General features: G+C 65.1%; 27 protein-coding genes. 11 read left to right on the plus strand and 16 right to left on the minus strand.

Features of this window, described 5'->3' with window-relative positions; genetic code table 11:
• Positions 1–199: 199 nt before the first annotated feature.
• From bchY to dxs, 9 genes are all read left to right on the plus strand, one after another.
• Complete coding sequence (bchY, locus tag Q0844_RS20140) at positions 200–1696, plus strand: chlorophyllide a reductase subunit Y (RefSeq protein ID WP_299049062.1); 1497 nt, start codon at positions 200–202, stop codon at positions 1694–1696.
• Between the two features lie 133 nt (positions 1697–1829).
• Entirely contained in the window at positions 1830–3353 is a 1524-nt protein-coding gene (gene bchZ, locus Q0844_RS20145; protein WP_299048880.1) for a chlorophyllide a reductase subunit Z, read from the plus strand.
• Positions 3350–3577, plus strand: coding sequence for a cytochrome PufQ (pufQ, locus tag Q0844_RS20150; RefSeq protein WP_299048883.1), 228 nt, complete (start codon positions 3350–3352; stop codon positions 3575–3577). Before bchZ ends, pufQ begins: the two co-directional genes overlap by 4 nt.
• 189 nt (positions 3578–3766) lie before the next feature.
• Entirely contained in the window at positions 3767–3922 is a 156-nt protein-coding gene (gene pufB, locus Q0844_RS20155; RefSeq protein ID WP_076630664.1) for a light-harvesting antenna LH1, beta subunit, read from the plus strand.
• A 9-nt stretch (positions 3923–3931) separates the two neighbouring features.
• Positions 3932–4090, plus strand: coding sequence for a light-harvesting antenna LH1, alpha subunit (pufA, locus tag Q0844_RS20160; RefSeq protein WP_159975336.1), 159 nt, complete (start codon positions 3932–3934; stop codon positions 4088–4090).
• Between the two features lie 137 nt (positions 4091–4227).
• A complete protein-coding gene (gene pufL / locus Q0844_RS20165; RefSeq protein ID WP_299048889.1) occupies positions 4228–5091 on the plus strand; it encodes a photosynthetic reaction center subunit L in 864 nt (287 codons plus the stop codon).
• 4 nt (positions 5092–5095) lie between these two features.
• Complete coding sequence (pufM, locus tag Q0844_RS20170; RefSeq protein ID WP_299048891.1) at positions 5096–6088, plus strand: photosynthetic reaction center subunit M; 993 nt, start codon at positions 5096–5098, stop codon at positions 6086–6088.
• A 1-nt stretch (position 6089) separates the two neighbouring features.
• The gene (gene pufC, locus Q0844_RS20175) at positions 6090–7211 is read left to right on the plus strand and encodes a photosynthetic reaction center cytochrome PufC (RefSeq protein WP_299048893.1); all 1122 of its coding nucleotides are present in this window, start codon (positions 6090–6092) and stop codon (positions 7209–7211) included.
• A gap of 272 nt (positions 7212–7483) precedes the next feature.
• Positions 7484–9412, plus strand: coding sequence for a 1-deoxy-D-xylulose-5-phosphate synthase (dxs, locus tag Q0844_RS20180; protein ID WP_299048896.1), 1929 nt, complete (start codon positions 7484–7486; stop codon positions 9410–9412).
• A gap of 73 nt (positions 9413–9485) precedes the next feature.
• Here the strand turns inward: dxs and Q0844_RS20185 are convergent, their stop codons facing one another.
• The 16 genes from Q0844_RS20185 to Q0844_RS20260 all read right to left on the minus strand — a co-directional run bounded on the left by Q0844_RS20185 (position 9486) and on the right by Q0844_RS20260 (position 23025).
• On the minus strand, positions 9486–10838 hold the full coding sequence (locus tag Q0844_RS20185) for a tetratricopeptide repeat protein (protein WP_299048898.1): 1353 nt from the start codon (positions 10836–10838) through the stop codon (positions 9486–9488).
• 11 nt (positions 10839–10849) lie between these two features.
• Complete coding sequence (locus Q0844_RS20190) at positions 10850–11641, minus strand: alpha/beta fold hydrolase (RefSeq protein ID WP_299048900.1); 792 nt, start codon at positions 11639–11641, stop codon at positions 10850–10852.
• The gene (locus Q0844_RS20195; protein ID WP_299048903.1) at positions 11622–12632 is read right to left on the minus strand and encodes a P1 family peptidase; all 1011 of its coding nucleotides are present in this window, start codon (positions 12630–12632) and stop codon (positions 11622–11624) included. The genes Q0844_RS20190 and Q0844_RS20195 overlap by 20 nt, the downstream gene beginning before the upstream one ends.
• A gap of 47 nt (positions 12633–12679) precedes the next feature.
• Complete coding sequence (locus Q0844_RS20200) at positions 12680–13030, minus strand: cupin domain-containing protein (RefSeq protein ID WP_299048906.1); 351 nt, start codon at positions 13028–13030, stop codon at positions 12680–12682.
• A 64-nt stretch (positions 13031–13094) separates the two neighbouring features.
• Positions 13095–13943: a CopD family protein gene (locus Q0844_RS20205; RefSeq protein WP_299048908.1), complete on the minus strand. Its 849-nt coding sequence runs from the start codon at positions 13941–13943 to the stop codon at positions 13095–13097.
• Position 13944: 1 nt separating this feature from the next.
• Complete coding sequence (locus Q0844_RS20210) at positions 13945–14286, minus strand: copper resistance CopC family protein (RefSeq protein ID WP_299048911.1); 342 nt, start codon at positions 14284–14286, stop codon at positions 13945–13947.
• Between the two features lie 81 nt (positions 14287–14367).
• Complete coding sequence (locus Q0844_RS20215; protein WP_299048912.1) at positions 14368–15108, minus strand: glucose 1-dehydrogenase; 741 nt, start codon at positions 15106–15108, stop codon at positions 14368–14370.
• The gene (locus tag Q0844_RS20220; protein ID WP_299048914.1) at positions 15098–15955 is read right to left on the minus strand and encodes an alpha/beta hydrolase; all 858 of its coding nucleotides are present in this window, start codon (positions 15953–15955) and stop codon (positions 15098–15100) included. Before Q0844_RS20220 ends, Q0844_RS20215 begins: the two co-directional genes overlap by 11 nt.
• Positions 15955–16671 (minus strand): SDR family NAD(P)-dependent oxidoreductase, encoded by a 717-nt coding sequence (locus Q0844_RS20225; protein WP_299048916.1) that lies wholly within the window; start codon positions 16669–16671, stop codon positions 15955–15957. The genes Q0844_RS20220 and Q0844_RS20225 overlap by 1 nt, the downstream gene beginning before the upstream one ends.
• A complete protein-coding gene (locus tag Q0844_RS20230) occupies positions 16668–17165 on the minus strand; it encodes a GNAT family N-acetyltransferase (protein WP_299048919.1) in 498 nt (165 codons plus the stop codon). Before Q0844_RS20230 ends, Q0844_RS20225 begins: the two co-directional genes overlap by 4 nt.
• A complete protein-coding gene (locus Q0844_RS20235; RefSeq protein ID WP_299048921.1) occupies positions 17158–18600 on the minus strand; it encodes an aldehyde dehydrogenase family protein in 1443 nt (480 codons plus the stop codon). The genes Q0844_RS20230 and Q0844_RS20235 overlap by 8 nt, the downstream gene beginning before the upstream one ends.
• The gene (locus tag Q0844_RS20240; protein WP_299048923.1) at positions 18601–19071 is read right to left on the minus strand and encodes a hypothetical protein; all 471 of its coding nucleotides are present in this window, start codon (positions 19069–19071) and stop codon (positions 18601–18603) included.
• Positions 19068–20624, minus strand: coding sequence for a dipeptide ABC transporter ATP-binding protein (locus Q0844_RS20245; protein WP_299048925.1), 1557 nt, complete (start codon positions 20622–20624; stop codon positions 19068–19070). The genes Q0844_RS20240 and Q0844_RS20245 overlap by 4 nt, the downstream gene beginning before the upstream one ends.
• Complete coding sequence (locus tag Q0844_RS20250) at positions 20621–21436, minus strand: ABC transporter permease (protein ID WP_299048928.1); 816 nt, start codon at positions 21434–21436, stop codon at positions 20621–20623. Before Q0844_RS20250 ends, Q0844_RS20245 begins: the two co-directional genes overlap by 4 nt.
• Positions 21433–22380 carry an ABC transporter permease gene (locus Q0844_RS20255; RefSeq protein WP_299048930.1) on the minus strand — a complete coding sequence of 316 codons (948 nt, stop codon included), beginning with the start codon at positions 22378–22380 and terminating at the stop codon, positions 21433–21435. The genes Q0844_RS20250 and Q0844_RS20255 overlap by 4 nt, the downstream gene beginning before the upstream one ends.
• A gap of 12 nt (positions 22381–22392) precedes the next feature.
• Entirely contained in the window at positions 22393–23025 is a 633-nt protein-coding gene (locus Q0844_RS20260; protein ID WP_299048933.1) for a TetR/AcrR family transcriptional regulator, read from the minus strand.
• Positions 23026–23110: 85 nt separating this feature from the next.
• Here Q0844_RS20260 and Q0844_RS20265 point away from each other — a divergent pair, with 85 nt between their 5' ends.
• Positions 23111–23680 (plus strand): NAD(P)H-dependent oxidoreductase, encoded by a 570-nt coding sequence (locus Q0844_RS20265; RefSeq protein ID WP_299048936.1) that lies wholly within the window; start codon positions 23111–23113, stop codon positions 23678–23680.
• Between the two features lie 38 nt (positions 23681–23718).
• On the plus strand, positions 23719–24816 hold the full coding sequence (locus Q0844_RS20270) for an acetoin utilization protein AcuC (RefSeq protein ID WP_299048939.1): 1098 nt from the start codon (positions 23719–23721) through the stop codon (positions 24814–24816).
• Positions 24817–24827 lie beyond the last annotated feature (11 nt).

Consider the following 24827-nt stretch of genomic DNA (forward strand, 5'->3'; position numbering starts at 1 on the left):
GCCGAAGGAAAGCCTTGAGGTGATCTATGACGAGGCGTGAGCATGCGTGTTTCGGATCGCTGCTGCGATCCGACCGGCTGGGGGCGCTGCCCCCAGACCCCCGGCATATTTCGGGAACAATGAAGCTGTGAGTGAGAAGGTCACATATGATGCCGCTGATGCGGTGGAGGTGACAACGGGTCATCCGCGCGAGGCTGAGATGCCTGCCGTTGATGGACCCGTGGACGGCCTTGGGTGCCATTCCGGGTCCGAGATGGAAAAGGCCGCCCGCATGGCGGGCAATTCCGAGATGCTGGACAAGTTTGCCGAAGACTACCCGCAAGGCCCGCATGACAAGCCGCAGAGCATGTGCCCGGCCTTTGGGTCGCTGCGTGTCGGGTTGCGGATGCGCCGCGTGGCAACTGTGCTGTCGGGGTCGGCCTGCTGTGTCTATGGCCTGACTTTCGTGTCCCATTTCTACGGCGCGCGGCGGTCCGTCGGCTATGTGCCCTTCAATTCAGAGACGCTGGTGACCGGCAAGCTGTTCGAGGACATTCGCGAGTCTGTCCATGATCTTGCCGATCCCGAGAAATATGACGCCATCGTGGTGACGAACCTGTGTGTTCCCACCGCATCCGGCGTGCCGTTACGGCTGTTGCCCAACGAAATCAATGGTGTCCGGATCGTCGGGATCGACGTGCCCGGATTTGGTATTCCCACTCATGCTGAAGCCAAGGATGTTCTGGCTGGAGCAATGCTGAACTATGCCCGCGCTGAAGCGACAGCGGGGCCGGTGGCGGCTCCCGTGGGTGGGAAGTCTGATCGCCCGACCGTGGCGCTGCTGGGCGAGATGTTCCCGGCGGACCCCATGATGATCGGGCAGATGCTGGCGCCTTTGGGTCTGGCCGCGGGCCCCGTCGTGCCGTGCCGGGAGTGGCGCGAGCTTTATGCCGCGCTGGACAGTTCCGTCGTGGCAGCGGTGCATCCGTTCTATACCGCGGCCGTGCGCGAGTTTCAGGCGGCGGGTCGGCCGGTTGTCGGATCGGCCCCCGTGGGGCGCGATGGCACGGCGGCATGGCTGCAGGCCATTGGCGCGGCGCATGGCTGTTCCGCCGACCAGATTGCCGAGGCGCAGAACGCGGTCCTGCCTGCGATCACGGGCGCGTTGGCCGCGACGCCGATCAAGGGGACGATCACGTTGTCGGGCTATGAAGGGTCCGAATTGCTGGTCGCCCGGTTGCTGATCGAGAGCGGGGCGGAGGTGCCTTATGTGGGCACCGCCTGCCCGCGCACGCCGTGGAACGCGGACGATCAGGCGTGGCTTGAGGCCAAGGGCGTGAAGGTCAAGTTCCGCGCGTCGCTGGAGGATGATTGTGCCGCGATGGAAGCGGTGATCCCCGATCTGGCCATTGGCACGACGCCTGTTGTGCAGAAGGCCAAGGAGCTGGGCATTCCGGGTCTGTATTTCACCAACCTGATTTCGGCGCGGCCCCTGATGGGGGTTGCCGGGGCCGGGTCGCTGGCCGAGGTGATCAATGCCGCCATCGCCAACAAGGGGCGCATGGATCACATGAAGGCCTTCTTTGAAGGTGTGGGTGAGGGTGACACCGCCGGTGTCTGGGAAGGGTCGCCGAATGTGCGGCCTGATTTCCGGGCGCAGAACGCCAAGAAGCTTGAGCGTCAGGCCAAGGCTGCCAAAGCGGCGGAGATGATATGATGTTGGGCTTGCGCATATTGCGGGGCCTCCCCCCTGGCCCCCCTCCAAGTTGGAGGGGGGGAGTGCGCGCTGCGGGTGCCGTTTGCGCCTCCCTCTCCCCGTGGGAGAGGGATCGAGGGAGAGGGGTTCTCTCATGCTGATCATGGATCATGACAGGGCTGGCGGGTACTGGGGCGCGGTGTACGCATTCTGTGCGGTCAAGGGCCTGCAATGTGTGATTGACGGTCCTGTCGGCTGCGAGAACCTGCCGGTGACGTCCGTGCTCCATTACACCGATGCGTTGCCGCCGCATGAATTGCCCATCGTGACCACCGGTCTGGGCGAGGAAGAGTTGGGCCGCGACGGCACCGAGGGTGCGATGAAACGCGCCTGGGGCACGTTGGACCCGGCGCTGCCAGCCGTTGTGGTCACGGGGTCGATTGCCGAGATGATCGGCGGGGGGGTGACCCCCCAGGGCACGAATATTCAGCGGTTCCTGCCGCGCACCATTGATGAGGATCAGTGGGAAGCGGCGGATCGGGCGATGACCTGGATCTTTACCGAGTTCGGTATGACCAAGGGTCGGATGCCGCCCGAGAAGAAACGCGAGGAAGGTGCGCGTCCTCGCGTTAACATCCTTGGTCCGATGTATGGCACGTTCAACATGCCATCCGATCTGGCCGAGATCCGGAGGCTGGTCGAGGGGATCGGCTGCGAGGTCAACATGGTGATGCCCCTGGGCGCGCATGTGGCCGAAATGAGAGATCTGGTAAATGCCGATGTGAACATCTGCATGTACCGCGAGTTCGGGCGCGGGTTGTGCGAGCTTCTTGCCAAGCCGTATCTACAAGCCCCGATAGGGGTCGAGAGTACCACCAGGTTCCTGCGCGCACTGGGGAATCTGGTGGGCCTCGACCCCGAACCTTTTATCGAGCGCGAAAAGCATTCGACGCTCAAGCCCGTGTGGGACCTGTGGCGGTCCGTGACGCAGGATTTCTTTGCCACCGCCAGCTTTGCCGTGGTCGCGAACGAGACCTATGCTCGCGGCCTGCGCCTGTTTCTTGAGGATGACATGGGCTTGCCCTGCGCCTTTGCGACGGCGCGCGTGGCGGGCAAGAAGACCAACAACGAGGAGGTGCGCGCCTGGATGGGCCAAAAGCGCCCTTTGGTCGTGTTCGGGTCCATCAATGAAAAGATGTACCTGGCCGAGCTGAAGGGTGGGCATGGGCCGTCGCCCGCGTTCATTCCCGCCAGCTTTCCCGGTGCCGCGATCCGGCGGGCCACGGGGACCCCGTTCATGGGATATGCCGGGGCCACGTATGTCATCCAGGAGGTGTGCAACGGCCTCTTTGACGCGTTGTTCCATATCCTGCCGCTGGCCACCGACATGGATGCGGCGCAGGCGACCCCGACCAATCTGCGCCGCGACTTCCCCTGGGATGCCGATGCGCAGGCGATGCTGGACCGGATTGTCGCGCAGCACCCCATCCTGACCCGCATTTCCGCGGCCAAGACATTGCGCGATGCGGCTGAGCAAGCGGCCCTGTCGCAAGGCGCGGACCGGGTTGTGATTGAAACCGTGCGCGCACTCGATCCGGCCCTGGCCGGATCGTCAGAACGGAGCGACCCGGCCTTGGCCGGATCGTCAGACCAAGTTTCCGAGGGAGAAGCACCATGACTGACATGACGTCCAATCTGGCGACCGAGGCGCCGAAAAAGCGCAACGGCGTGAAGACCGAGTTCATGGTCTATTTCGCGATCATCTTCGTGGCGACCCTGCCGCTGGCCTGCCTGACCTGGGCGCTGGCCGCGATCAAGTCGCGCAGCTTCACGGACAAGGGTCCGATGGCCCGGGCCTGGACCCAGGCGCGGATCATCACGCCGATGATCTTCAACGCGTGATCGGCCGGACCGGACATAATTTGACGGGCCCGCTTTCGCGCGAGCTCACGAGTTTTCTCGGCCTGCGTGCGCCTGCCGAGATCCAAGACTGGACGCCCGTGACGGGTGGACAGAGCCCGGAGGGGATCATCCCCAAAGGACCCGGCCGCGGGGTGCGCGGCGTCAGCACCGATTTCCGGAGGAATGACTATGGCTGAAAACCTGTCTTTTACAGGTCTTACAGACGAGCAGGCGCAAGAATTGCATGCTGTCTATATGAGCGGGCTCTGGCTTTTCACAGCCGTAGCCGTTGTCGCTCACTTGGCAGTGTACATCTGGCGTCCCTGGTTCGCGAACGGTTGGTAAGGACAAGACATGGCAAAGTTCTACAAGATCTGGCTCATTTTTGATCCCCGCCGCGTGTTCGTCGCGCAAGGCGTCTTTCTGTTCCTGCTGGCAGCGATGATTCACCTCGTCCTGCTGAGCACGGACCACTTCAACTGGTTCGAACTGGCCGCCCAAAGCGCCCAGTAAGGCCAGCGAAGCTGACCAAAACAGCGCTGCGGGCGGGGCAACAGTGCGCCCCCGCCTGCCCGCAGCAAACCACTGAAATTCAAGACGGCTGACGTGCCCATGGGGGGCCCGCGCCGCCAAACGCGGAGACGTAAGAGATGGCACTGCTATCCTTCGAACGAAAGTATCGCGTCCGCGGAGGGACGCTGATCGGCGGCGATCTGTTCGACTTCTGGGTCGGCCCGTTCTACGTGGGCTTTTTCGGGGTCACGACTGCCTTTTTCACCTTGCTGGGCACGGTACTGATCTTTTGGGGCGCATCCCAACAGGGCACGTTCAACCCCTGGCTGATCAATATCGCCCCCCCCGACCTGAGCTATGGTCTGGGCATGGCACCCCTGCTGGAGGGCGGTCTGTGGCAGATCATCACGATCTGTGCGACGGGCGCCTTTGTCAGTTGGGCGCTGCGCGAGGTCGAGATTTGCCGCAAGCTGGGCATGGGGTACCACGTGCCCATCGGCTTCGGCTTTGCCATCCTGGCCTATGTCACGCTGGTCATCTTCCGCCCCTTCCTGATGGGCGCGTGGGGGCACGGGTTCCCGTACGGGATCTTCAGCCACCTCGATTGGGTCAGCAACACCGGCTACGCCTATCTGCATTTCCATTACAACCCGGCGCACATGCTGGCCGTCACGCTGTTCTTCACGACCACGCTGGCGCTGGCGCTGCACGGCGCGCTGATCCTGTCGGCGGCCAACCCCGAAGAGGGCAGCGACGCGCTGACGCCCGACCACGAAGACACGTTCTTTCGCGACTTCATCGGTTATTCCATCGGCACGCTGGGCATTCACCGCTTGGGCTGGCTGCTGGCGATCAACGCCGTGTTCTTCAGCGCCGTCTGCATCATCATTTCCGGCCCCGTCTGGACGGCTGGCTGGCCCGAATGGTGGAACTGGTGGCTGAACCTGCCGATCTGGGGCGCTGATCCGCTGCCCGTCTATCAATCCGGCTTTGGGGGATAAGGGCATGTTCAACATCGAATACCAAAACATCTTCACCCAAGTTCAGGTCCAGGGGAAACCCGAATGGGGCATGGACGACAGCGGCGAGATGATGCGCGAGCGGGGCGGCACGCCGTTCTTCTCGACCCTCGCGGGCTGGATCGGCAACGCGCAGATCGGCCCCATCTATCTGGGCTGGACCGGCATGGTGTCGCTGGCGACGGGCCTGATCTGGTTCGTCATGGTCGGCATCTCGATGCTGTCCCAGGTGGGTTTCTCCATCCCCGAGTTCATCCGCCAGCTGTTCTGGCTGGCGCTTGAGCCGCCATCGCCGGAATACGGGCTGAGCATGCCGCCGCTGGACGAGGGCGGCTGGTACATCATCGCCAGCTTCTTCCTGCTGGTGTCGGTGATGACATGGCTGCTCAGGTCTTACCTGCTGGCGGCTGAGCACAAGATGGGCAAGCACGTGTTCTGGGCGTTCGCCGCGGCCGTGTGGCTGTTCCTTGTGCTGGGTCTGTTCCGGCCTGTCCTGATGGGATCCTGGAGCGAGGCCGTGCCCTACGGTATCTTCCCGCACCTCGATTGGACCACGGCGTTCTCTATCCGGTACGGCAACCTCTACTACAACCCGTTCCACTGTCTTTCGATCGTGTTCCTTTATGGGTCGGTCCTGCTGTTCTGCATGCATGGCGGCACCATTCTGGCCGTGACCCGCTATGGCGGCGACCGCGAGTTGGAACAGATCTATGACCGCGGCACGGCGACCGAACGGGCGGCCCTGTTCTGGCGCTGGACCATGGGGTTCAACGCCACGATGGAGGGCATTCACCGCTGGGCCTGGTGGTTTGCGGTGCTGACCCCGATCACGGGGGGCATCGGTATCCTGCTGACCGGCACGGTTGTCGACAACTGGTTCATCTGGGCGCAGGAGCACAATTTCGCGCCGATGTATGACGGGGCCTATGGCTACGAAGACTACGGTTCTTACGAAGCCTTCATTGGGAAGGAGAACTGATATGCTCCCCAAGTGGTTCAATGAATGGAACAGGGCCAACCCGACCAATGTGTTCGGACCGGCCATCGCCGTGGGCATCGTGGGCAGCGCCGTCTTTGTCGCCGCACTGGTCGTGACATGGGGCAACCCGTATCAGACCGAAAGCATGCAGACCGGCCCGCGCGGCACGGGCATGTCGGTGCCGGAATACAACGTGGCCCGGCTGAAACCCGACCCCACGCTCGAGGCGTATTACACCGAAGAACCCTACGTTCCCGAAGGGGGCGAGGACCTGGCCAAGGACATTTACGAAAATGTCCAGGTGCTGGGTGATCTGACCGACGACAACTTCAACCGGGTGATGCTGGCCATCACGCAGTGGGTGTCGCCCGAGGAAGGCTGCGCCTATTGCCACGGCGATGTCGACATCTCGGAATACGGGGCGGATGACCTCTATACCAAGGTTGTCAGCCGTCGCATGATCCAGATGACGCAGAACATCAACGAGAACTGGTCCGGTCACGTCAATGCCGTGGCCGAGGTGGGGGTCAACTGTTACACCTGCCACCGGGGCCAGCCCGTGCCTTCGGACATCTGGTTCAACGTCACGCCGGTGAACGAGAATGTGGGCGGCTGGGCTGCGGTGCAGAACCGGGCGACGTCGATGTCCACATCCACGTCGCTGCCGTCTTCCGCGCTCGAGGTATATCTGACCGACTATGACAGCCAGGTGAATGTGCATGATCTGGACAGTCGCGTGGCCGGTGTGCCCGGCATCGACGACGGCATCGCCACCATCCAGAAGACCGAGATGACCTATTCGCTGATGAATTACTTCTCGAACTCGCTGGGTGTGAACTGTGTGTTCTGTCACAACAGCCGCGCCTTCTATGACGCCGCGCAATACACGCCGCAATGGGGCATTGCCCAGCTTGGGCGTCAGATGGTGATCGAGATGAACCAGGAATACCTGATCCCGCTGAAGGACACGTATCCTGCCGAACGTCTTGGCCCCATCTATGCCGATGCGCCCAAGGCGGCGTGCCGGACCTGCCACAAGGGCTATCAGCGCCCCTTGCAGGGCATGAACGTGATTGCCGACTGGCCCGAACTCGCCACCAGCGACGCGCCTGTCTACGAATGACGGGCCCGGCGGATCACGGTCCGCCTTGCCCGCGCGCCGGAAGACCGGCGCACCCCAAGAAGTGACGGGGGCGGCGTCCCAGTTTTGCCCCCGTGACGCCAGGCGCGGGCCATTGGCTTCCTTGGCCCACGCGCGGGATCATCTGATCCCGGTTCCCTTCCTGTTGGCTACAGGAACCTGGCGTCGTGCCTGAGCTGTCGGGCGCGACGCCTTTTTGCCCCATGGGTCCCGCATGGCAAGGCGGGCGGGGCGGCAGACAAAGGATGTGCGCGATGACCGACCTGACAAAGACCCCCCTGCTGGACAAGGTTGCCGGCCCCGCCGATCTCAAACGGCTGAGCGATGAGGACCTGTCGCGACTGGCCGACGAGCTGCGCGGCGATGTGATCGAAAACGTCAGCCGCACGGGCGGGCATCTGGGATCGTCCCTGGGCGTGGTGGAATTGACGGTGGGCATTCACGCCGTGTTCGACACGCCGCGCGACAAGGTGATCTGGGATGTGGGCCACCAGTGCTACCCCCACAAGATCCTGACCGGCCGCCGCCACCGCATGGGCACCTTGCGCCAGAAGGACGGGTTGAGCGGGTTCACCAAGCGGGCGGAAAGCGCCTTTGACCCTTTTGGGGCCGCGCATTCGTCCACGTCCATATCCGCCGCGCTGGGGTTCACGGTGGGCCGCGACATGGGCATGCCGACAGGGGATGCCGTGGCCGTCATCGGCGACGGGTCCATTTCGGCGGGCATGGCCTACGAGGCGCTGAACAATGCAGGTCACGAAGGCCGCCGCCTGTTCGTGATCCTGAACGACAACGAGATGTCCATCGCGCCCCCCACCGGCGCGATGAGCACCTACCTGTCGAACCTCAGCCGCAACTCTCCCTTCGCGCCCTTGCACGCCATTGCCGAGGGGATGGAGGCCGCCCTGCCCAAGCCCATGCGTGACGGCGCGCGGCGCGCGCGCGAGATGGTGACAGGGGTCGAGAGCCGGGGCACCTTCTTTGAAGAACTGGGATTTGACTATATCGGCCCGATTGACGGCCATGACATGGAACAGGTGCTGGGTGTGCTGCGCGCGGCCCGCACCCGCGCCACCGGCCCGGTGCTGATCCACGCCTGTACGGTCAAGGGCAAGGGCTATGCCCCCGCCGAAGGGTCCGCCGACAAGTATCACGGGGTGTCCAAGTTCGATGTCGCGACGGGCGAACAGTCCAAGGGCAAGAGCAACGCGCCCGCCTATACGTCCGTTTTCGGAGAGACCCTGGCCGATCTGGCCGCAAAGGACCCGACGATCGTTGCCATCACCGCCGCCATGCCATCGGGCACGGGTGTGAACAAGATGGCCGACCGGTTCCCGGCCCGGGTGTTCGACGTGGGCATTGCCGAACAGCACGGCGTGACCTTTGCCGCCGGGATGGCGGCATCGGGCCTCAAACCGTTTTGCGCGATCTATTCCACCTTCCTGCAACGCGGCTATGACCAGGTGGTGCATGACGTGGTGCTGCAAGGGCTGCCCGTGCGGTTCGCCATCGACCGGGCGGGCCTTGTGGGCGCAGATGGGGCCACGCATGCGGGGTCCTTCGACATTGGCTATCTCGCATCCTTGCCGGGCATCGTGGTGATGGCCGCGGCAGACGAGGCAGAGCTGGTGCACATGGTGACAACGGCGGCGGCCCATGACAGCGGGCCGATTGCCTTCCGCTATCCGCGCGGCAACGGGCGCGGGGTCGAGATGCCGGAACAGGGCGAGGTGCTGGAGATCGGCAAGGGCCGGATGATCCAGGAGGGATCAGACGTGGCGCTCTTGTCGCTGGGCACGCATCTGGATGCCTGCGAACGCGCCGCGGCCCGGCTGGAAGCGGACGGTCTGTCCGTGTCCATCGCCGATGCGCGCTTTGCCAAGCCGCTGGACATGGACATGATCCGCGCCCTGGCGGCCAGGCACACGCTGCTGGTCACCGTCGAACAGGGCGCCATGGGCGGCTTTGGCGCGATGGTGTTGCAGGCCATGGCCGCCGACGGGTTGCTGGATCAGGGCCTCAAGGTGCGCACGATGCACCTGCCGGACCGGTTCATCGACCAGGCCAGCCCGGACGAGATGTACGAGGATGCCGGCCTTACGGCTCAGGACATCGTGCATACGGTTCAGGACGCCCTTGGGCGCGTGGAGACAAATGTGGTCGACCTGATCGCGGGCGAATAGGCTTCATTGTTCGACAAATATGCCCGCCGGAGGCTCCGACATCGGCCGCAGGGACCCTCCGGGGGTCGTATTTTCAGTCGGAAGAAACACGCGCGCGCGCCTGCGCCGCCTGATCGGGAAGCCCTGATGTCTCATAGATGTCCGCCAGCATCGCATTGAGCGGTACGCCGTCGGGATCAAAGGTGCGCCGCATCTCCAGGACCTGCTGCGCACGAGAGGTCCGGCCTGCGCGGATCAGGGCATCAAGGTGGATCTGGTCGAACAGGTCCCTTTGCGCATGGCTGCCACCGCCTTCGGCAAGGCGGGGCAGGGCCTTGCCCAGAAAACGGATGCAATCGTCGTAATCACCGGCGGCGTGGGCGGCGATTCCGTGGGCGGCCCAAAGCGCCACGTCGCGCCAGACCTGACAGTCGTGCCGGCTGTCATCCTCGGCGCGCTCCTCTATCGCCTTCAGCAGGGCCTCGCCCTCGGCGCGCCCTGTCCGGCCCAGGGCGTAAAGGTATTGCAGGGTCAGAAAGGGGCTGACCGTATCGGCCCCGCGCCGCGCGACATGGTCGGCCACGTCCTGCCAGCGGTCGCCCACGTCGATGCCTGCAAATTCGATCCGTGCCAGCAGCGACACGGCCCCCACCTGATCCTGCGAATAGTCGCGGTTCTGGTTCCACACATGGGTGTCATAGGCGGCCAGCAGGTCGTCCGTGCGCCCGGCCGAGATGTAGAACAGCGCCAGGTGCCACCAGTTGTGGCTGTGCATGAAGCTGTTGAGATCGGCCCAGTGATGCGCGACCGATTCCAGGAATGCCGTGCCTTCGGCCACCTGCCCGCGCGTGAGGTAGATATGGGCCAGCGCGTGATGCGCCCAGGGTTCGCTGTCATCGAGGCGCAGCGCATGGCGCGCGGCGGCTTCGGCATCGTCCAGCAGGTGGCATTCCTCGAACCCGAAGGCCAGCATGCCGTGGGCATAAGGGATGTCCGCGGCCCCCGGCTGCGCCTTTTGCGCGACGCGCAGCATGGCCGGAAAGTCGCCGATGTTGAACGTGTGGTACTGGCCCAGTTTCAACATCACCATGTCGCGGGGATAGGCGCTGACCGTTGCCTCGCACAGTTCGATCAGTTTGGGGATGTCCCCGGCGACGAAAAGGCGGGCCGCTTCGACAGCGGCCTCTTCGCGGGGCGACAGGCCTGTGGCGGCCAGCGCGTTGTCCAGGAATGGCTGCGCCAGTGACGGGGCCGAGGGTGCTTCCAGCAGCATATAGAGGATCGCGGCGTAGGCATTGGCCAGGCCATTGCCGGGGTCCGCCCTGGCCGCCTTGAGGATGTTGGCCGCCTTGGTCTGGAAGCTGATGAACCCGTGCACGAAATCGTCGATCCCCTGGCGGGTCGCGTCGCTGTTGCAGGTGATGGGCAGGCCATAGAGGTCGTGCATCCGTGTCCCTCTCAGATCGGGTGTTTGGCGGCATAGGCGCGCAGCAGGCCGGCCACCTGGTCGGGCGCATCCCAGTGGATCGAATGCCCGGCCCCTTCAAGGATGTGGTGCGGCAGGTGGCTGAGCACGGCCAGGATGTGATCGGGTGGCACAACCAGGTCAAGCGCGCCGATCAGCACCTGTGTGGGGCAGGTCGGGCTGGCCAGCGCGGTGCCGTCAAAGCCGCGCAAGGCGGTCAGTTGGTGTTCCATGGCATCGGCCGTCTGTGCGTGCGGGTAGGCAAGGCTGTCTGCCACCGCCTGGTCCAATGCGGCCGGATCGTGGTAGACGCGCGGATTGAATAGCCACGGGAACAGGGCGCGCAGCCATGTGTCTGCGGGCGCGTTGCTGCGCCGGATCGCGATGAGCGTCGCGAAGAGCGCCGTGTTGCGCGGCAGGCGCACGGGGGCGGAGGCCGCGATATGGGTCGAGGCCATGCGGTCGGGCACCTCCTGCGCCATGTGCAGCGCGATGATCCCGCCCATCGAATGGCCGATGGTGTGGTACCGGTCGTGTCCCAGATGCGTCATCAGCGCGAGCGCATCCTTGCACATCAGGTCGATGGACACGGGCGCGTCCCACGGTGTTGTCCGGCCCGTCGTGCGGTTGTCGGGTGTGATGCAGGTAAAGTGATCCCTGAGCAGCGGGATCAGCGGGGTCCAGCTGGCGTGGTCGGACATGAACCCGGCTAGCATCAGAAGCGGCGGGCCGTCTCCGGTCACGTCATAGTGCAGGGCGACATCGTTACGTGCGAGGGTCGGCATTGAGCTGGCTCCAGGTTGGCAGCAGGTCGTGTGGGGCAGGGGTGGCGGCATGAACGCCCCGGGCGATGGCGCGCGTCAGGCACAGCGCGGCGGCGTGGCCGATCAGGCTCAGGTCCTGCGGGTCGGTCATGGGGGTCGCGCCGGTTGAGACGCCAAAGACAAGATCCCCGTCGCCGGGGCTGTGCGCCGGCACGCAGGCCCGCGCGATACCGTCATGCGCCGCAATCGCGACGCGCTGGCATTGCGCCTTGTCCAGCCTGGCGTCCGTGGCGACGATGGCGATGGTCGTGTTGGCCCGCTCCAGCATCGCCGTCAGCTTGGCACTGTCGAGGCTGCGTCCGAGGCCCGTGGCCGGGTCGGGCCCCAGCCCTCCGAATTCGTCATCGATCTCGAACGGGGCCGCCCAGAAATGCCTGTCACCGGGTGTCGTGACGCTGCCCATCGGGTTGGCGGCAACCAGGGCGCCCACCGTGATCCCGGTGTCGAGGGTGAGAGAGGCGGTGCCCAGCCCGCCCTTCATCCGCGCCGTCATGGCCCCGGTGCCCGCGCCGATGGTGCCGATGTCGGTGGTGTCGGTGGCGGCATCGAACGCCGCGCGGCCAAGTGCGGGGTAGGGGGTGTCGGCCCAGGCATGATCCCCGCCCGACAGCAGGTCGAAGATAATCGCCCCCGGCACCAGCGGGATGATGGCGTCGCCCACGCGGTAGCCGCGCCCCTGTGCCCGAAGCCCGGCCACCACGCCCGAACAGGCGTCAAGCCCGTAGGCGCTGCCGCCTGCCAGCACCAGCGCATCCACCTGTGCGACGGATTTGTCCGGTGCCAGCAGGTCCGTTTCGCGCGTCCCCGGCGCGCCGCCCAGAACCGCGACAGAGGCGGTAAAGGGCGCATCCGCCGTCAGCACCGTGACGCCGGATTTCAGCGCGTCGTCCTGCGCGTTGCCGACCTTGAGCCCGGCAATGTCCGTGATCGCGTTTTGCGGGCCTGGGGTCATTTTGATTTCGTGCCTCCGGCGGGCATATTTGGGGGAACAATGAAGGGTCAGATGCGGGGTTTCGGTGCGGCCGTGGCAGGATCGCCGGTGTTGGGAACGCCCTTGGGTTCGATCAGCAGGACCTTGCATTCGGCGTCAGCGCGCGGCCGGTGCGTGACGCCCTTGGGCACGATGAACAGCTCGCCCGCCTTGACCGGGTGGCTTTCGGTTTCCAGGTCCATGACCATCTCGCCTTCCAGCACGAGAAAGAAGTCGTCGGTGTCCTCGTGCAGGTGGAAGGGGAATTCCCCCTGGAACTTGACCACCATCACCTCGTTTTCGTTGTAATCGGCGACCACGTGCGGGTCCCAGTGAGTGTTGAACTGTGCAAGTTTGGCGGCAAGGTTGATGGTCTGCATGGCGGGCTCCTTTTTCTTGTGGCACATCATGCGCGATTGTGGGCGGGCCACAAGGGCGCACGCGTCATGTCGGCAGTGTCAGGGCCGAGGTAAGTATCGCCGTCACGGCGAGGATCAGAGCGAAAACGCTCAATTCCACCGTGATGCTGGCGGCGAGGCGCCGCGCGGCCGTGCGGTCGCCGCGGGCGAGGGCGGGCACGAACCGAACCTTGTTCAGGGCGGCCAGGCCCAGCAGTGCCGATACGGCAAGAATTTTCAGCAGCAAAGCCTGACCGTAACCGGTGCTGACAAGCGCGCCGGCACTGCCCAGCAATCGGTAGGCCATGATCCCGCCCGCGACGATCAGGACCGGAACGAAAACGCTGGCGACGCGGCCGAAGCGATGCCCGAGCGTGGCCGCCTGGGCCATGGTGGAGGGTGTGCGCGCAAGGCGTCGGAGCGGGATGAGGATACCGATCCATCCCGCGATGCCGACAAGATGCAGAAGCAACAGGCCTGACAGAAGGACGGACTCGCGGGTCGCGATATGACCGGTCAGCACGAAAGACGACAGGGCGGCGACACCACCAAGGCCCGACAGAACGGCACCGATCCGGCCCAGGCCCAGTCCCGCCATCAGCAATACGAACCCGCCGACCTGGATCTGAAGTGCGGTGCCGCTTTGGGTGCGCCACAGGAGCCCGAGCATTTCGGGGTCGGTCATGCCAGTGGCGTCGCCGGTCAGCGCGGCCCCTTTCATTACAAAGGTCGCAACCGCCGCAACAAGGCCGAGACTGGCAAAGCCTGCTGCCAGACCGGCGGTGCGCCGCAGGCCAAAGGCAAGCGCACACATCACCGTGCCCGCCGCCCCGAGCGTGCCCGTATAGACCGCCCATTTCAGACCGATCGCCAAAAGGCCCAGGCCGTCCGGCATGTCAATCAACGATGAAACTGATGGTGCCCTTTTGCGCGTGGCCGTCATCGCCGAGCCCGCGCCATTCGATCAGGTAGGTGCCCTTGCCCATGTCCTGAAGGGGCAACTTGAAACGGGACGCGAAACTCTTTTGTCCGTCGAGGGTCATTTGACCCGTTTGCGTTTCTTCGTATGTCCAGGTGACGCGGGTGAGCCGAATGTCACGCTTGAAGGTCAGAGCGAGTTCGGATGGCGTCGAGCCGAGCCGGTCGCCATGGCCGGGCGACGTGTCCTCCAGCGGTGAATGTGCCGCTGTGGCAGAGGCGAAAGCCCAGATCACGAGCGCGGCCAGCGTGCATTTCATGTCGAGCGTCCTTTGTCGTTCTGTACGTGCCGTGATCCTAGGGTAAAAAGCGGGGCTTAGGCCAGAGGGTCTGTGCGCCCCTCAGATACACCGCCCGCCGTCGATCTCGAGCGCGACGCCCGTGATCATCGATGCCGCATCCGAGCACAGGAATGTGGCCGCCGCGCCCATGTCCTGCGGGGTGGAAAAGCGGCCCAGTGGGATGGTGGAGAGAAACTTGGCGCGGGTTTCCGGCGTGTCTTCGCCCATGAACGATTTCAGCAGTGGCGTTTCGCCTGCCACCGGGTTGATTGCGTTCACGCGGATGCCGTCGGGGGCCAGTTCGACCGCCATCGCCTTGGTTGCCGTGATCATCCAGCCCTTGGAGGCGTTGTACCAGTTCAGACGGGGCCGTGGGCTGATCCCGGCGGTCGAGGCGACGTTCAGGATTGCGCCTGCCTTGCGCGCCTTGAAGTGGGGCACGAGCGCGCGCGCCGTCAGGTAGACCGACTTGGCGTTCACGGCCAGCACGCGGTCAAAGTCGTCTTCGGTCACGTCCTCAAGCGCCTGGGGCATGTGGGTGATGCCCGCGTTGTTCACAAGGATGTCGAGGTGGCCGAAGGTGGACAGCGCCGTGTCGGCCATGGCCTGAACCGACGCGCCGTTTGCGACGTCGACCGGGGTGCTGTGCCCGCCGATCTCTTGCGCGATGGCCGCCGCGCCGTCGCCGTTGATATCGGCAACCAGCACCTGCGCGCCTGCCGCCGCAAAGGCCCGTGCGATCCCGGCGCCAAAGCCGCTGGCCGCCCCCGTGACAATCGCGGTCTTGCCGTCAAGCTGCATCTGACACCTCGTTGATAAAGTCGCGCATGAGGGTATAGAACGCCTCTGGCGCGTCAAAGTCGACCGTGTGGCCCGCGTTTTCCAGCAGGTGAAAGCGTGGATCCGGCAAGTGCCGGGCGATCTCGGCCCCGAAGACGTGGGGCATGATCGGATCGCGGTCACCGGCGATGACAAGGGCCGGGCATGTCACCCGGGCCAGGTCCGCGCGAAAGTCGAAGCGGCCATGTTCGTTTTTCGGGCCGTTGAACTGCATCGCGACCGGGTTCTTGACGATCATGCGGGCCACCATGTCCTGATCCAGGCCGCGCACCGAATAGAGCGGAAAACACGTGTCGAAATAGGCCTGTCTGCGGTCTGGCGTGGGATCGGACCAATAGGTGCGTGCCACCGCGCCCGCCTTGGGCCCGCCGATCCGGGCAAAGGCGGCAAAGACGGTTTCAAAGTCTACATGCGCCGCCGTCACCGACAGGATCAGGCCGGAGAGCCGGTCCGGGTGGCGCGTGGCAAAGGACTGCGCCACATAGCCACCAAAGGACGCGCCATAGATGATCGGGGCATCAAGGCCCAGCACATCGCACAGGCCCGCGATGTCGTCGCCCCATTGCGCCAATGTCCAGGTGGACGGATCGCCATCGTCCGACCGCCCGTTGCCGCGGTGATCGACATAGATGATCTGGCACATATCGGCGAGCTGCCCAAGGTGGGGCTTGTAGATCGAGTGATCCGAGCCGGGCCCGCCATGCAGCGCAATCAGCGTCGGCTTTTCGCGCATCTCCGGGCCGTCGGGAACGAGGCTGGACCCTTCGATATCGACATAGAGACGGACGCCGTTCACCTCGATCCGCATCAGGCTGTCGCCCTGCCGCCGGACTGGTCAAAGCAGAACCCGGTGGTAAAGCTTGCCTCTTCGCTTGCCAGCCAGCAGGCCATGCTTGCGATCTCGTCCACCGTGCCGAAGCGGCCCATGGGGATCTTGGATTGCATGAAATCGATATGCGCCTGCGTCATCTGGTCGAAGATGGCCGTGCGCACCGCCGCCGGGGCGATGGCGTTGCAGGTGACCCCGCTGGTCGCCAGTTCCTTACCCAGCGATTTGGTCAGCCCGATCACGCCCGCCTTGGACGCGGAATAGGCGGGGGCGTTGGGGTTGCCTTCCTTGCCCGCGATCGAGGCGATGTTGACGATCCGGCCCCACCCCTTGGCCCGCATGATCGGGGCCGCGGCGCGGTTGCAGTAGAAGACGGCGTTCAGGTTCAGGTCGTGCACCTTCAGCCAATCCTCGACCGGATAGTCCCATGTGGTCGTGTTTGGCCCGGTGATCCCGGCCGAGCAGACCAGGATGTCCGGCGCGGCCTCTGTCATGGCGGCGCTGACTGCCTCTGCGTCCGTCACGTCAATCTGGCGGGTGCCCATGTCCAGCGCAGCCAGCGCGCCTGCGTTGATGTCCCAGACCTCTACCGTGCCGCCTTCGGCCATGATGCGCGCCGCGATGCCGTGCCCCAGCCCGGCCGCCCCGCCGGTGATGACGGCGCGGCGCCCCTTGAAACGGTTTTCGATGATCATGCCGTGTCCTTCTGCAAGGGCATGCGGTGGACGTGGCGCAGATGGCCGTCCCCGCCAGTGGATGACTTTTCGTGACCAAAGCCGAGCCTGGTCCAGAACGTGCGCGCGCGGGGGTTTGCGTCCAGCACGGCGATGCGCAGACAGGTGGCCGCGTCCGCCCGGGCCTGTGCGATCACATGGGTGGCCATCTGTTGGCCCAGACCTGCGCCGCGCGCCTTCGGGTCCAGCAGCAACAGGCCCAGATACCAGTCATTGGGCTCGTAATACCCCTTGAGGCAGGTGGCGATGGCGTCGAGGGGGCCGCCCGTGCTGTACCCCCAGCACCAGACCTGGTCCGGCGGGACGCCGGGTGGCGCGTCTGTCATCGTCTCTTGGACATAGGCCATGTCGGGGTCCTGCCCGGTTTCAAGCCGGACATAATCGCGGGCCCGCTGGCACAGGTCCAGCACGCGCGCGCCATCCGCGGGCCAGTGCAGGCGCACGACCTCAGCCATGATGTGCCGCCACGGTCTTGAGGGTGGAGAAGCCATAGAGTGCCTCGAACCCCTTTTCTCGGCCGTGCCCGGATTTGCCGATGCCACCGAAAGGCAGTTCGACCCCACCCCCGGCGCCATAGTTGTTGAGGAACACCTGGCCCGACCGCAGTGCTTTCGCAAGCCGCATCTGCCGCGCGCCATCGCGGGTCCAGACGCTGGCGACAAGGCCGTAATCGGTGCCGTTGGCGATGCGCAGCGCGTCGGCTTCGGTGTCGAACGGGATCAGGACCTGCACGGGGCCAAAGATCTCGTCGCGGGCCAGTATGTGGTCGGCGGGCACGTTGTCAAAGAGCGTGGGCAGCACATATGCGCCGGTGTCGGGGGCGTCCTGCAATGCGCCCTGGGCCGCGATCGTCAGGTCCGCGCCCCGTGCGAGGAAGCCGTCAACGATGTCCTTCTGCCGGGCCGAGATCAGGGGGCCGACGCGCAGGTCGTCCAGCGCGGGGCCGACAGTGAGGTCGGCGTAAGCCGCCGCCATACGATCCCGGACGTCGTCATACACGCCCCGCTGCACAAGGATGCGCGACGACGCCGAACAGGTCTGGCCCGTGTTCTGTATCCCTGCGTTCACCAGAAAGGGCAGGGCGGCGTCCAGGTCGGCATCGTCGAACACCAGTTGCGGGGACTTGCCGCCCAGTTCCAGCGTCACGGGCACTACATTGGCCCCCGCCGCCTGTTGGACCAGTGCGCCGGTGCGGACCGATCCGGTAAAGCTGATGTGCTGCACGCCGGGATGGGCCGCCAGCGCTGCGCCCGCTTCGCTGCCCAGACCCGGCACTACGTTCAATGCGCCATCGGGCAACCCGGCCTCGGCTGCGATATGGGCAAAGGCGAGGGCGGTCAGGCACGCCTCCTCTGCCGGTTTCAGGACACAGGCGTTGCCCATGGCAAGGGCGGCGCCCACGCTGCGCCCGATGATCTGCATGGGATAGTTCCAGGGCACGATATGCCCCGTGACCCCGTGCGGTTCGCGCAGGGTATAGACGGTATAGCCATCAAGATAGGGGATCGTGTCGCCCGTCACCTTGTCGGCGGCCCCGCCATAGAATTCCATGTAGCGGGCCAGCGCCATGGCGTCCGCGCGCGCCTGGGTCAGCGGTTTGCCCACATCCAACGCTTCGAGCGTGGCAAGGTCGTCGACGCGGGCACGCACGCGGCGCCCGATCTCGGTCAGGATGCGCCCGCGTTCGGTGGCGGTCATGCGGCCCCAGTCGCCCGCACGCGCGGCATGGGCCGCGGCAACGGCGGCATCGATATCCGAACGTTGCCCATTGGCAATGCTCGCCAAGTCACTGGAATCGCTGGGATTGATCAGCGTCAGCCTGTCTTCTGCGGCGACCTCGCGCCCGCCAATCAGCATCAGCGCAGGATCGAACCAAAGCGGTGGTGTCATTCAGCTGTCCCTTTCCGCCATGCCAAACATCGCGCGCCACTGTGCGGCGCTCATGGTCTGACGGTAATCCTGTGTCATGCCGGGGTCGAGGGCCTCGATCAGCACGCGGTCTTCAAGCCAGATCTCGACACACGAGAACGGCCCGCGATTGCAGGTGCGGGCGGTCCAGCCGTTGCGCGTTCCGATGTCCAGAAGCTGTGCTTCGGTCAGGTCCGAGGTGAGGCAGACATGGGACGCCACGGCGCCAGAGGTGGCGGGCCCCTGAACAAATGCGATCTGATCCGGTCCGCGTTGTACCTGCATGCCGGCTGGATAGACCTCGATCGCGGTGCCGTCGTCCGACCTGTCAAACGCGATGAACGCGCCGGGACAGGGTGGAAAGGGCAGTGCGGTGCCGCCCATGATCCGGGCCAGGACACCCGCCACATGTTCCGGGTTTTCGGCGTCGACGGACAGGTGGGCAAGGGTCATGTCACGGCCTCCGGCACTGTGGGTGCGGCATCAATCAACTGTCGTGTATAGGCGTGCCGGGCCGTGCTGAACACGGCTTCGGTTGTGCCTTGCTCGACAATCTGGCCGCTTTTCATCACTAGCACGCGGTCGGTGATGGTGCGCACGACACTCAGGTCATGGCTGATGAACAGGTATGTCAGGTCATATTGGCGGCAGAGGTCGGCAATCAGGTCGAGGATCTGGGCGCGCACGGACACGTCCAATGCGCTGACCGCCTCGTCAAAGATCACCAGGTCGGGCCGGATGATCAGCGCGCGGGCGATGGCCAGCCGCTGGCGCTGTCCGCCGGAAAACTGGTGCGGGTACTTCCGGGCGTCATCGGGGGACAGGCCGACATCGGTCAGTGCCTTGGCGATCCTGTCGGCGCGGTCGGCGGGCGGCGTGCCAAGCAGGTGGAAAGGTTCCGAGATCAGGCGGGCGACGCGGTGGCGCGGATTGAAACTGCCATAGGGGTCCTGAAACACCACCTGCATCTTGCGCCGCACCGACGGGTCGGTGACGGGTGTGCCGTCCAGCGTGATGGTGCCGCCCTGCACCGGCTCAAGCCCCAGGATCGCGCGGGTCAGGGTGGATTTTCCACAACCGGATTCGCCCACCAGCCCAACCCGTTCGCCGCGATTGATGTCAAAGCTGACATGATCCACGGCCCGATGTTTTGCCGCGGGGACAAACAGGCGGGTGCGGGGCAGGTCATAGTCGCGCACGATGTTGTCGACGCGCAGCAGCGGGGTATCCTGCGCACCCATGGGCAAGGTGACGCGGTGGTTCGAGGCGGCCAGCAGCGCCCGCGTATAGGGGTGGTGCGGGGCTGTCAGCAAGGCGTGCGCTTCGCCTGTCTCGACCACGTTGCCGCCGTGCATGACGACGATCCGGTCGGCCATTTCGGCCACGACGGCAAGGTCATGGGTGATCATCAAAAGGCCCATGCCGTCTTCGGCTGCGAGCCGTTTGAGCAGGGACAGGATCTGCGCCTGGGTCGTGACATCCAGCGCCGTCGTCGGCTCGTCCGCGATCAACAGTTTTGGACCGCAGGCGATGGCAATGGCGATCACCACACGCTGGCGTTGGCCGCCCGACAATTCGTGCGGGTAGCGTGTGAGGGGGATCGCCTGCAATCCCACGCGGTCCAGCACCTGGCGCGCCCGGGCCGTCGGATCAAGGTCGGGCCGGTGCAGGCGGACCGTCTCGGCCACCTGTGCCCCGATGGTCTGAACGGGGTTCAGCGCCGTCATGGGTTCCTGAAACACCATGCCCGCAAGGTCGCCACGCAGCGTGCAGAGCGTCGCCTCGTCCAGCGCCAGCATGTCGTGGCCATCCAGGGTGATTGATCCGGTTGCACTGGCCTGTGCAGGCAGCAATTGCATCACGGCGAGTGCGGTCATGGATTTACCCGACCCGCTTTCGCCGGTGATCGCGACCACCTCGCCCGGGGCCAGCGACAGGGAGACATCGCGCAGGATCGGCAGCCCCGCGATGGACAGCGACAGGGTGCGGATGTCGAGCAGGCTCATACCCGGGCCACCCGCAGCCGTGGATCAAGCGCATCGCGCAGGCCGTCACCCAGCAGGTTCAGCCCCAGAACGGTGAGGATGATGGCAAGGCCGGGCACCAGCGCCATGTGCGGCGCGATGCTGACCAGTGTTTGCGCGTCGGCCAGCATCCGCCCCCAGCTGGGTGTCGGCGGCTGCGCGCCAAGGCCCACATAGGACAGCGCCGCTTCGGCCAGGATACCCAGAGAGAACTGGATGGTGGCCTGCACGATCAGCAGGTTGGCGATGTTGGGCAGGATGTGTTCGACGCTGATGCGTGCGGCCCCCTTGCCTGCGACACGGGCGGCGAGGATGAACTCGCGCGCCCAGAGGGGCAGGGCCCCGCCACGCGTGACGCGTGCGAAGACGGGGATGTTGAAGATGCCGATGGCGATGATGGCGTTGACCGCCCCCGCACCGAAAACGGCGGTGATCAGGATGGCGATGACCAGCGACGGGAAGGCAAAGATCAGGTCATTGCCGCGCATGATCACCTCGTCTACCCAGCCGCCTTGCCGCGCGGCGGCCCACAGGCCAAGCGGCACGCCGAGGCCGATGCCGATGCCCACCGCCACGCAGGCCACGGCGATGGAGGTGCGCGCGCCCACCATGATCATCGAGAACATGTCGCGTCCGAAATGGTCCGTGCCGAACCAGTGGGTGCCATTGGGCGTTTGCAGCTTTTCCGGGATGTTCATCGCGCCGTGATCGAAGGGCGTCCAGGCAAAAGACAGCAGCGCCGCGATCACCATCAGCGCCGACAGCACACCGCCCAGGATCAATGACCGGTTCATGTGCGTGCCCTAAGCCGCGGATCGACGGCGGCATAGGCCAGGTCAACACAGAAATTCACCACGATCACGGCGAAGACAAGCAGCATCGTCACGCTTTCGACCACGATCAGGTCGCGGGCAGAGATGCTTTGGAAGATCAGCCGCCCGAGGCCCGGCAGGTAGAACACCTGTTCGATGATGATGCCGCCCGCCAGCAGGAACGAGAATTGCAGGCCGAGGATGGTCAGTACCGGGATCATCGCATTGCGCAGGCCATGCTTGCGCAGCGCTTGCCCGCGACTGAGGCCCTTGGCCCGCGCGGTGCGCATGAAATCCTCGTCCAGCACATCGAGGAGCGACGACCGCATCACCCGCGCAAGGATCGCGGCCTGCGGCAGCGCAAGGGCGATGGCGGGCAGGGTGAGGGATTTCATCGCGGCAAAGACCCCCTTGTCCCAACCGGCAAAGCCACCCGCGCTAAACCAGCGCAGGTTGATGGCAAAGATCAGGACCAGCATCATCGCGAACCAGAAGTTGGGGATGGCGATGCCCACTTGCGTGGCCCCCATGACGCCGACATCGCCCGCCTTGCCGCGCCGGCTGGCCGCGAAGATGCCCGCGGGAAAGGCGATGAGGGTGGAGAGGGTGAGCGCATAGAGCGCCAGTGGCAGGGACACCCACAGCCGGTCGGCAATCATGTCCGCGACCTCGGTCCGGTACTGGTAGGATGTGCCGAAATCGCCCTGCACCATGCCGCCGACCCAAGACAGGTAACGCTGCCATTTTGGTTGATCCAGACCCAGCTCGGTCCGCAGCGCGGCCAGCGTATCCTCGGCCGCGTTGATCCCAAGCATGAAGGACGCGGGATCGCCCGGCGCCACCTCGATCACCGCAAAGATCAGCAGCGACGCGATGGCGAGGCTGATGATCAGAGACAGGAGCCGTTTGAGGGTGTAGCGCAGCATGTTGCCCGCAGGCTAGGCGGGCGGGTCGGTGCAGGCAAGCACGTCTGTGAGCGCGCCCAGGTCGCGGGCCAACGCGGCCATCGCCATGCCCCGGATCGTGGCGACATAGCAGTCCTGCGACCAGCCGCAGGTCTGGGTCAGGTTTTCCCAGTTGCGCACGGACAGAAGGGTCCACAGCAAATCGGTCGCTTGCTCGAGATCGGTGCCATCGGGCAGGGTGCCGTCGTCAGACAGGGCCTGCACGGCGGCGGCGCACCCTTCGCGCATGTCCTGCATGCGGGTGTTCCAGGCGGCGGCCGCTTCGGCATCTGTGTCGGTCACGGCCATGATGGCGCGGGCGACGCCATAGATTTTCGGAATGTAGTTGCCCCAAGCGGTGACAAACGCGTCAAGCCGTTCTGCACCCGAACGCGCATCGCGACTGGGGGCGAGGGCCGCGTCAACGGCGTTCTGCCGGTCCTGATAGCGGGTCGCGGCCACCAGCAGGTCGGTGCGGCTGGGAAAGTGCAGGTACACGGCCTGCCGGCTGATGCCTGTCGCCCGCGCGATGTCGGACATGGTGGGCAGCTTGGCCTGCGGTTGTTCCAGCAGCGTGAGCGTGGCGCGCAGGATTTTGGTCGGGGTATCGATCGGATTACTTGACATACTGTCAAGAAGCACATAGTTGACAGGCTGTCAATTGACACTGTGTCAAGCGAACTGAACCAAAGCAAAGTGATGGAGAACAGATATGACCAAACGTATTTTCATCTGGGTGGCGCATCCCAAACCCGGGTCCCTGAACGCGGCCCTCGCCGAGCGCTATGCGGCGGGCGCGCGGGCCAAGGGGGCGGAGGTGCGCATCATGCACCTGTCGGACATGGCGACGGAAACCGGCTATGACGCGGATGCCACGCTGTCGCCGGATGTGCAGGCCTGGCAGGACAACATCCGCTGGGCCGATCACGTGATGATCGTGCACCCCTATTGGTGGGGCGCGATGCCCGCGCAGGCCAAGGCCGTGATGGATGCGGGCCTGCAATCGGGCTTTGCCTACAAGTACCATAGGCGCGGCATGGGCTGGGACAAGCTGCTTGAGGGGCGGACGGGTGACGCGATCATCACGTCCGACACGCCGCCACTGATTGACACGTTGCTGTATCGCAGCCCCGGCCGCCGGGTCATGCGCAATCAGGTGATGAAGTTCGTGGGCGTGAAGCCAAAGACCGTGGTGCAGCTTGGGTCGGTGAAGCTTGCCACGCCGGAAAAGATTGCCGGCTGGCTGACGCGGGCAGAGCACATGGGGGCTGCGGCGGCCTGACCCCTCGCCACGACGGACTGGACGGTTATGTATGGGCCATGCAGCGCCCGCTTTTCATTGGGTCCGAGATCTATCGCGGATCGTCCTACGGGTCGTGGCACCCCTTGCGGGTGCCGCGGGTGTCCACGGTCATCGACCTGAGCCGGGCCATGGGCTGGTTGCCGCCTGACGTGTACCTGCCCAGCCCGCGTGCCAAGCCACAGGCGCTGACCATCTGGCACACGCCGGACTACCTGTCGGCGCTGCATGCCGCAGAGGCGACGCAGATGGTTTCGGCAGAGGTGAAGGCGCGGCACAGTCTGGGCACGCCGAACAACCCCGTGTTTCCCGAAATGTACCGCCGCCCCGCCACCGCGGCGGGCGGGTCGCTGCTGGCCGGAGAGCTGCTGCGCGACGGGGGCATCGTCTATCATCCGGCGGGTGGCACGCATCATGCGATGCCGGACCGGGCCGGGGGGTTCTGTTACCTGAATGACCCGGTCCTCGCGATCCTTGCCCTGCAACGCAACGGGGTGCAAAGGGTGGCCTATGTCGACATCGACGCGCATCATCCCGACGGGGTCGAGGTCGCCTTTGCCGACGATCCGGACGTGCTGATGATCTCGGTCCACGAGGAGGGGCTTTGGCCGCGCACGGGCCCGCTTGGGGCGACGGAGACGCTGGTGAACCTGCCCGTGCCGCGTGGCCTGAACGACGATGAGATGGCGCTGATCCGGGATCAGGTCATCCTGCCCCGCGTGGCGACCTTCAAGCCCGATGCCATCGTCCTGCAATGCGGCGCGGACGGGGTCGAGGAAGACCCGCAGGCGCATCTATCCCTGTCGAACAACGCACATTGGGATATCGTCCGGGCCCTGATGGGCCTGGCCCCGCGCCTGCTGGTGCTGGGTGGCGGTGGCTATAACCCGTGGTCGGTGGGTCGGCTGTGGACGGGGGTCTGGGCCACCTTGAACGGGCAGGAAATCCCTGATCACGTTGGCGCAGATGCCGAAGAGGTGCTGCGCGCCTTGCGTTTTGACGGAAACCGGCGGGGCAAAAACCCGCCCGCGCACTGGTTTACAATGCTCAGGGACACACCGCGCAACGGCCCAATCCGGGACGAGGTGCGAGACAAGCTCTTTCATCTTGCCAGATAAACTCCGGGGGG

The sequence above is a fragment of the uncultured Tateyamaria sp. genome, from assembly GCF_947503465.1.
In the GTDB taxonomy this organism is placed as follows: domain Bacteria; phylum Pseudomonadota; class Alphaproteobacteria; order Rhodobacterales; family Rhodobacteraceae; genus Tateyamaria.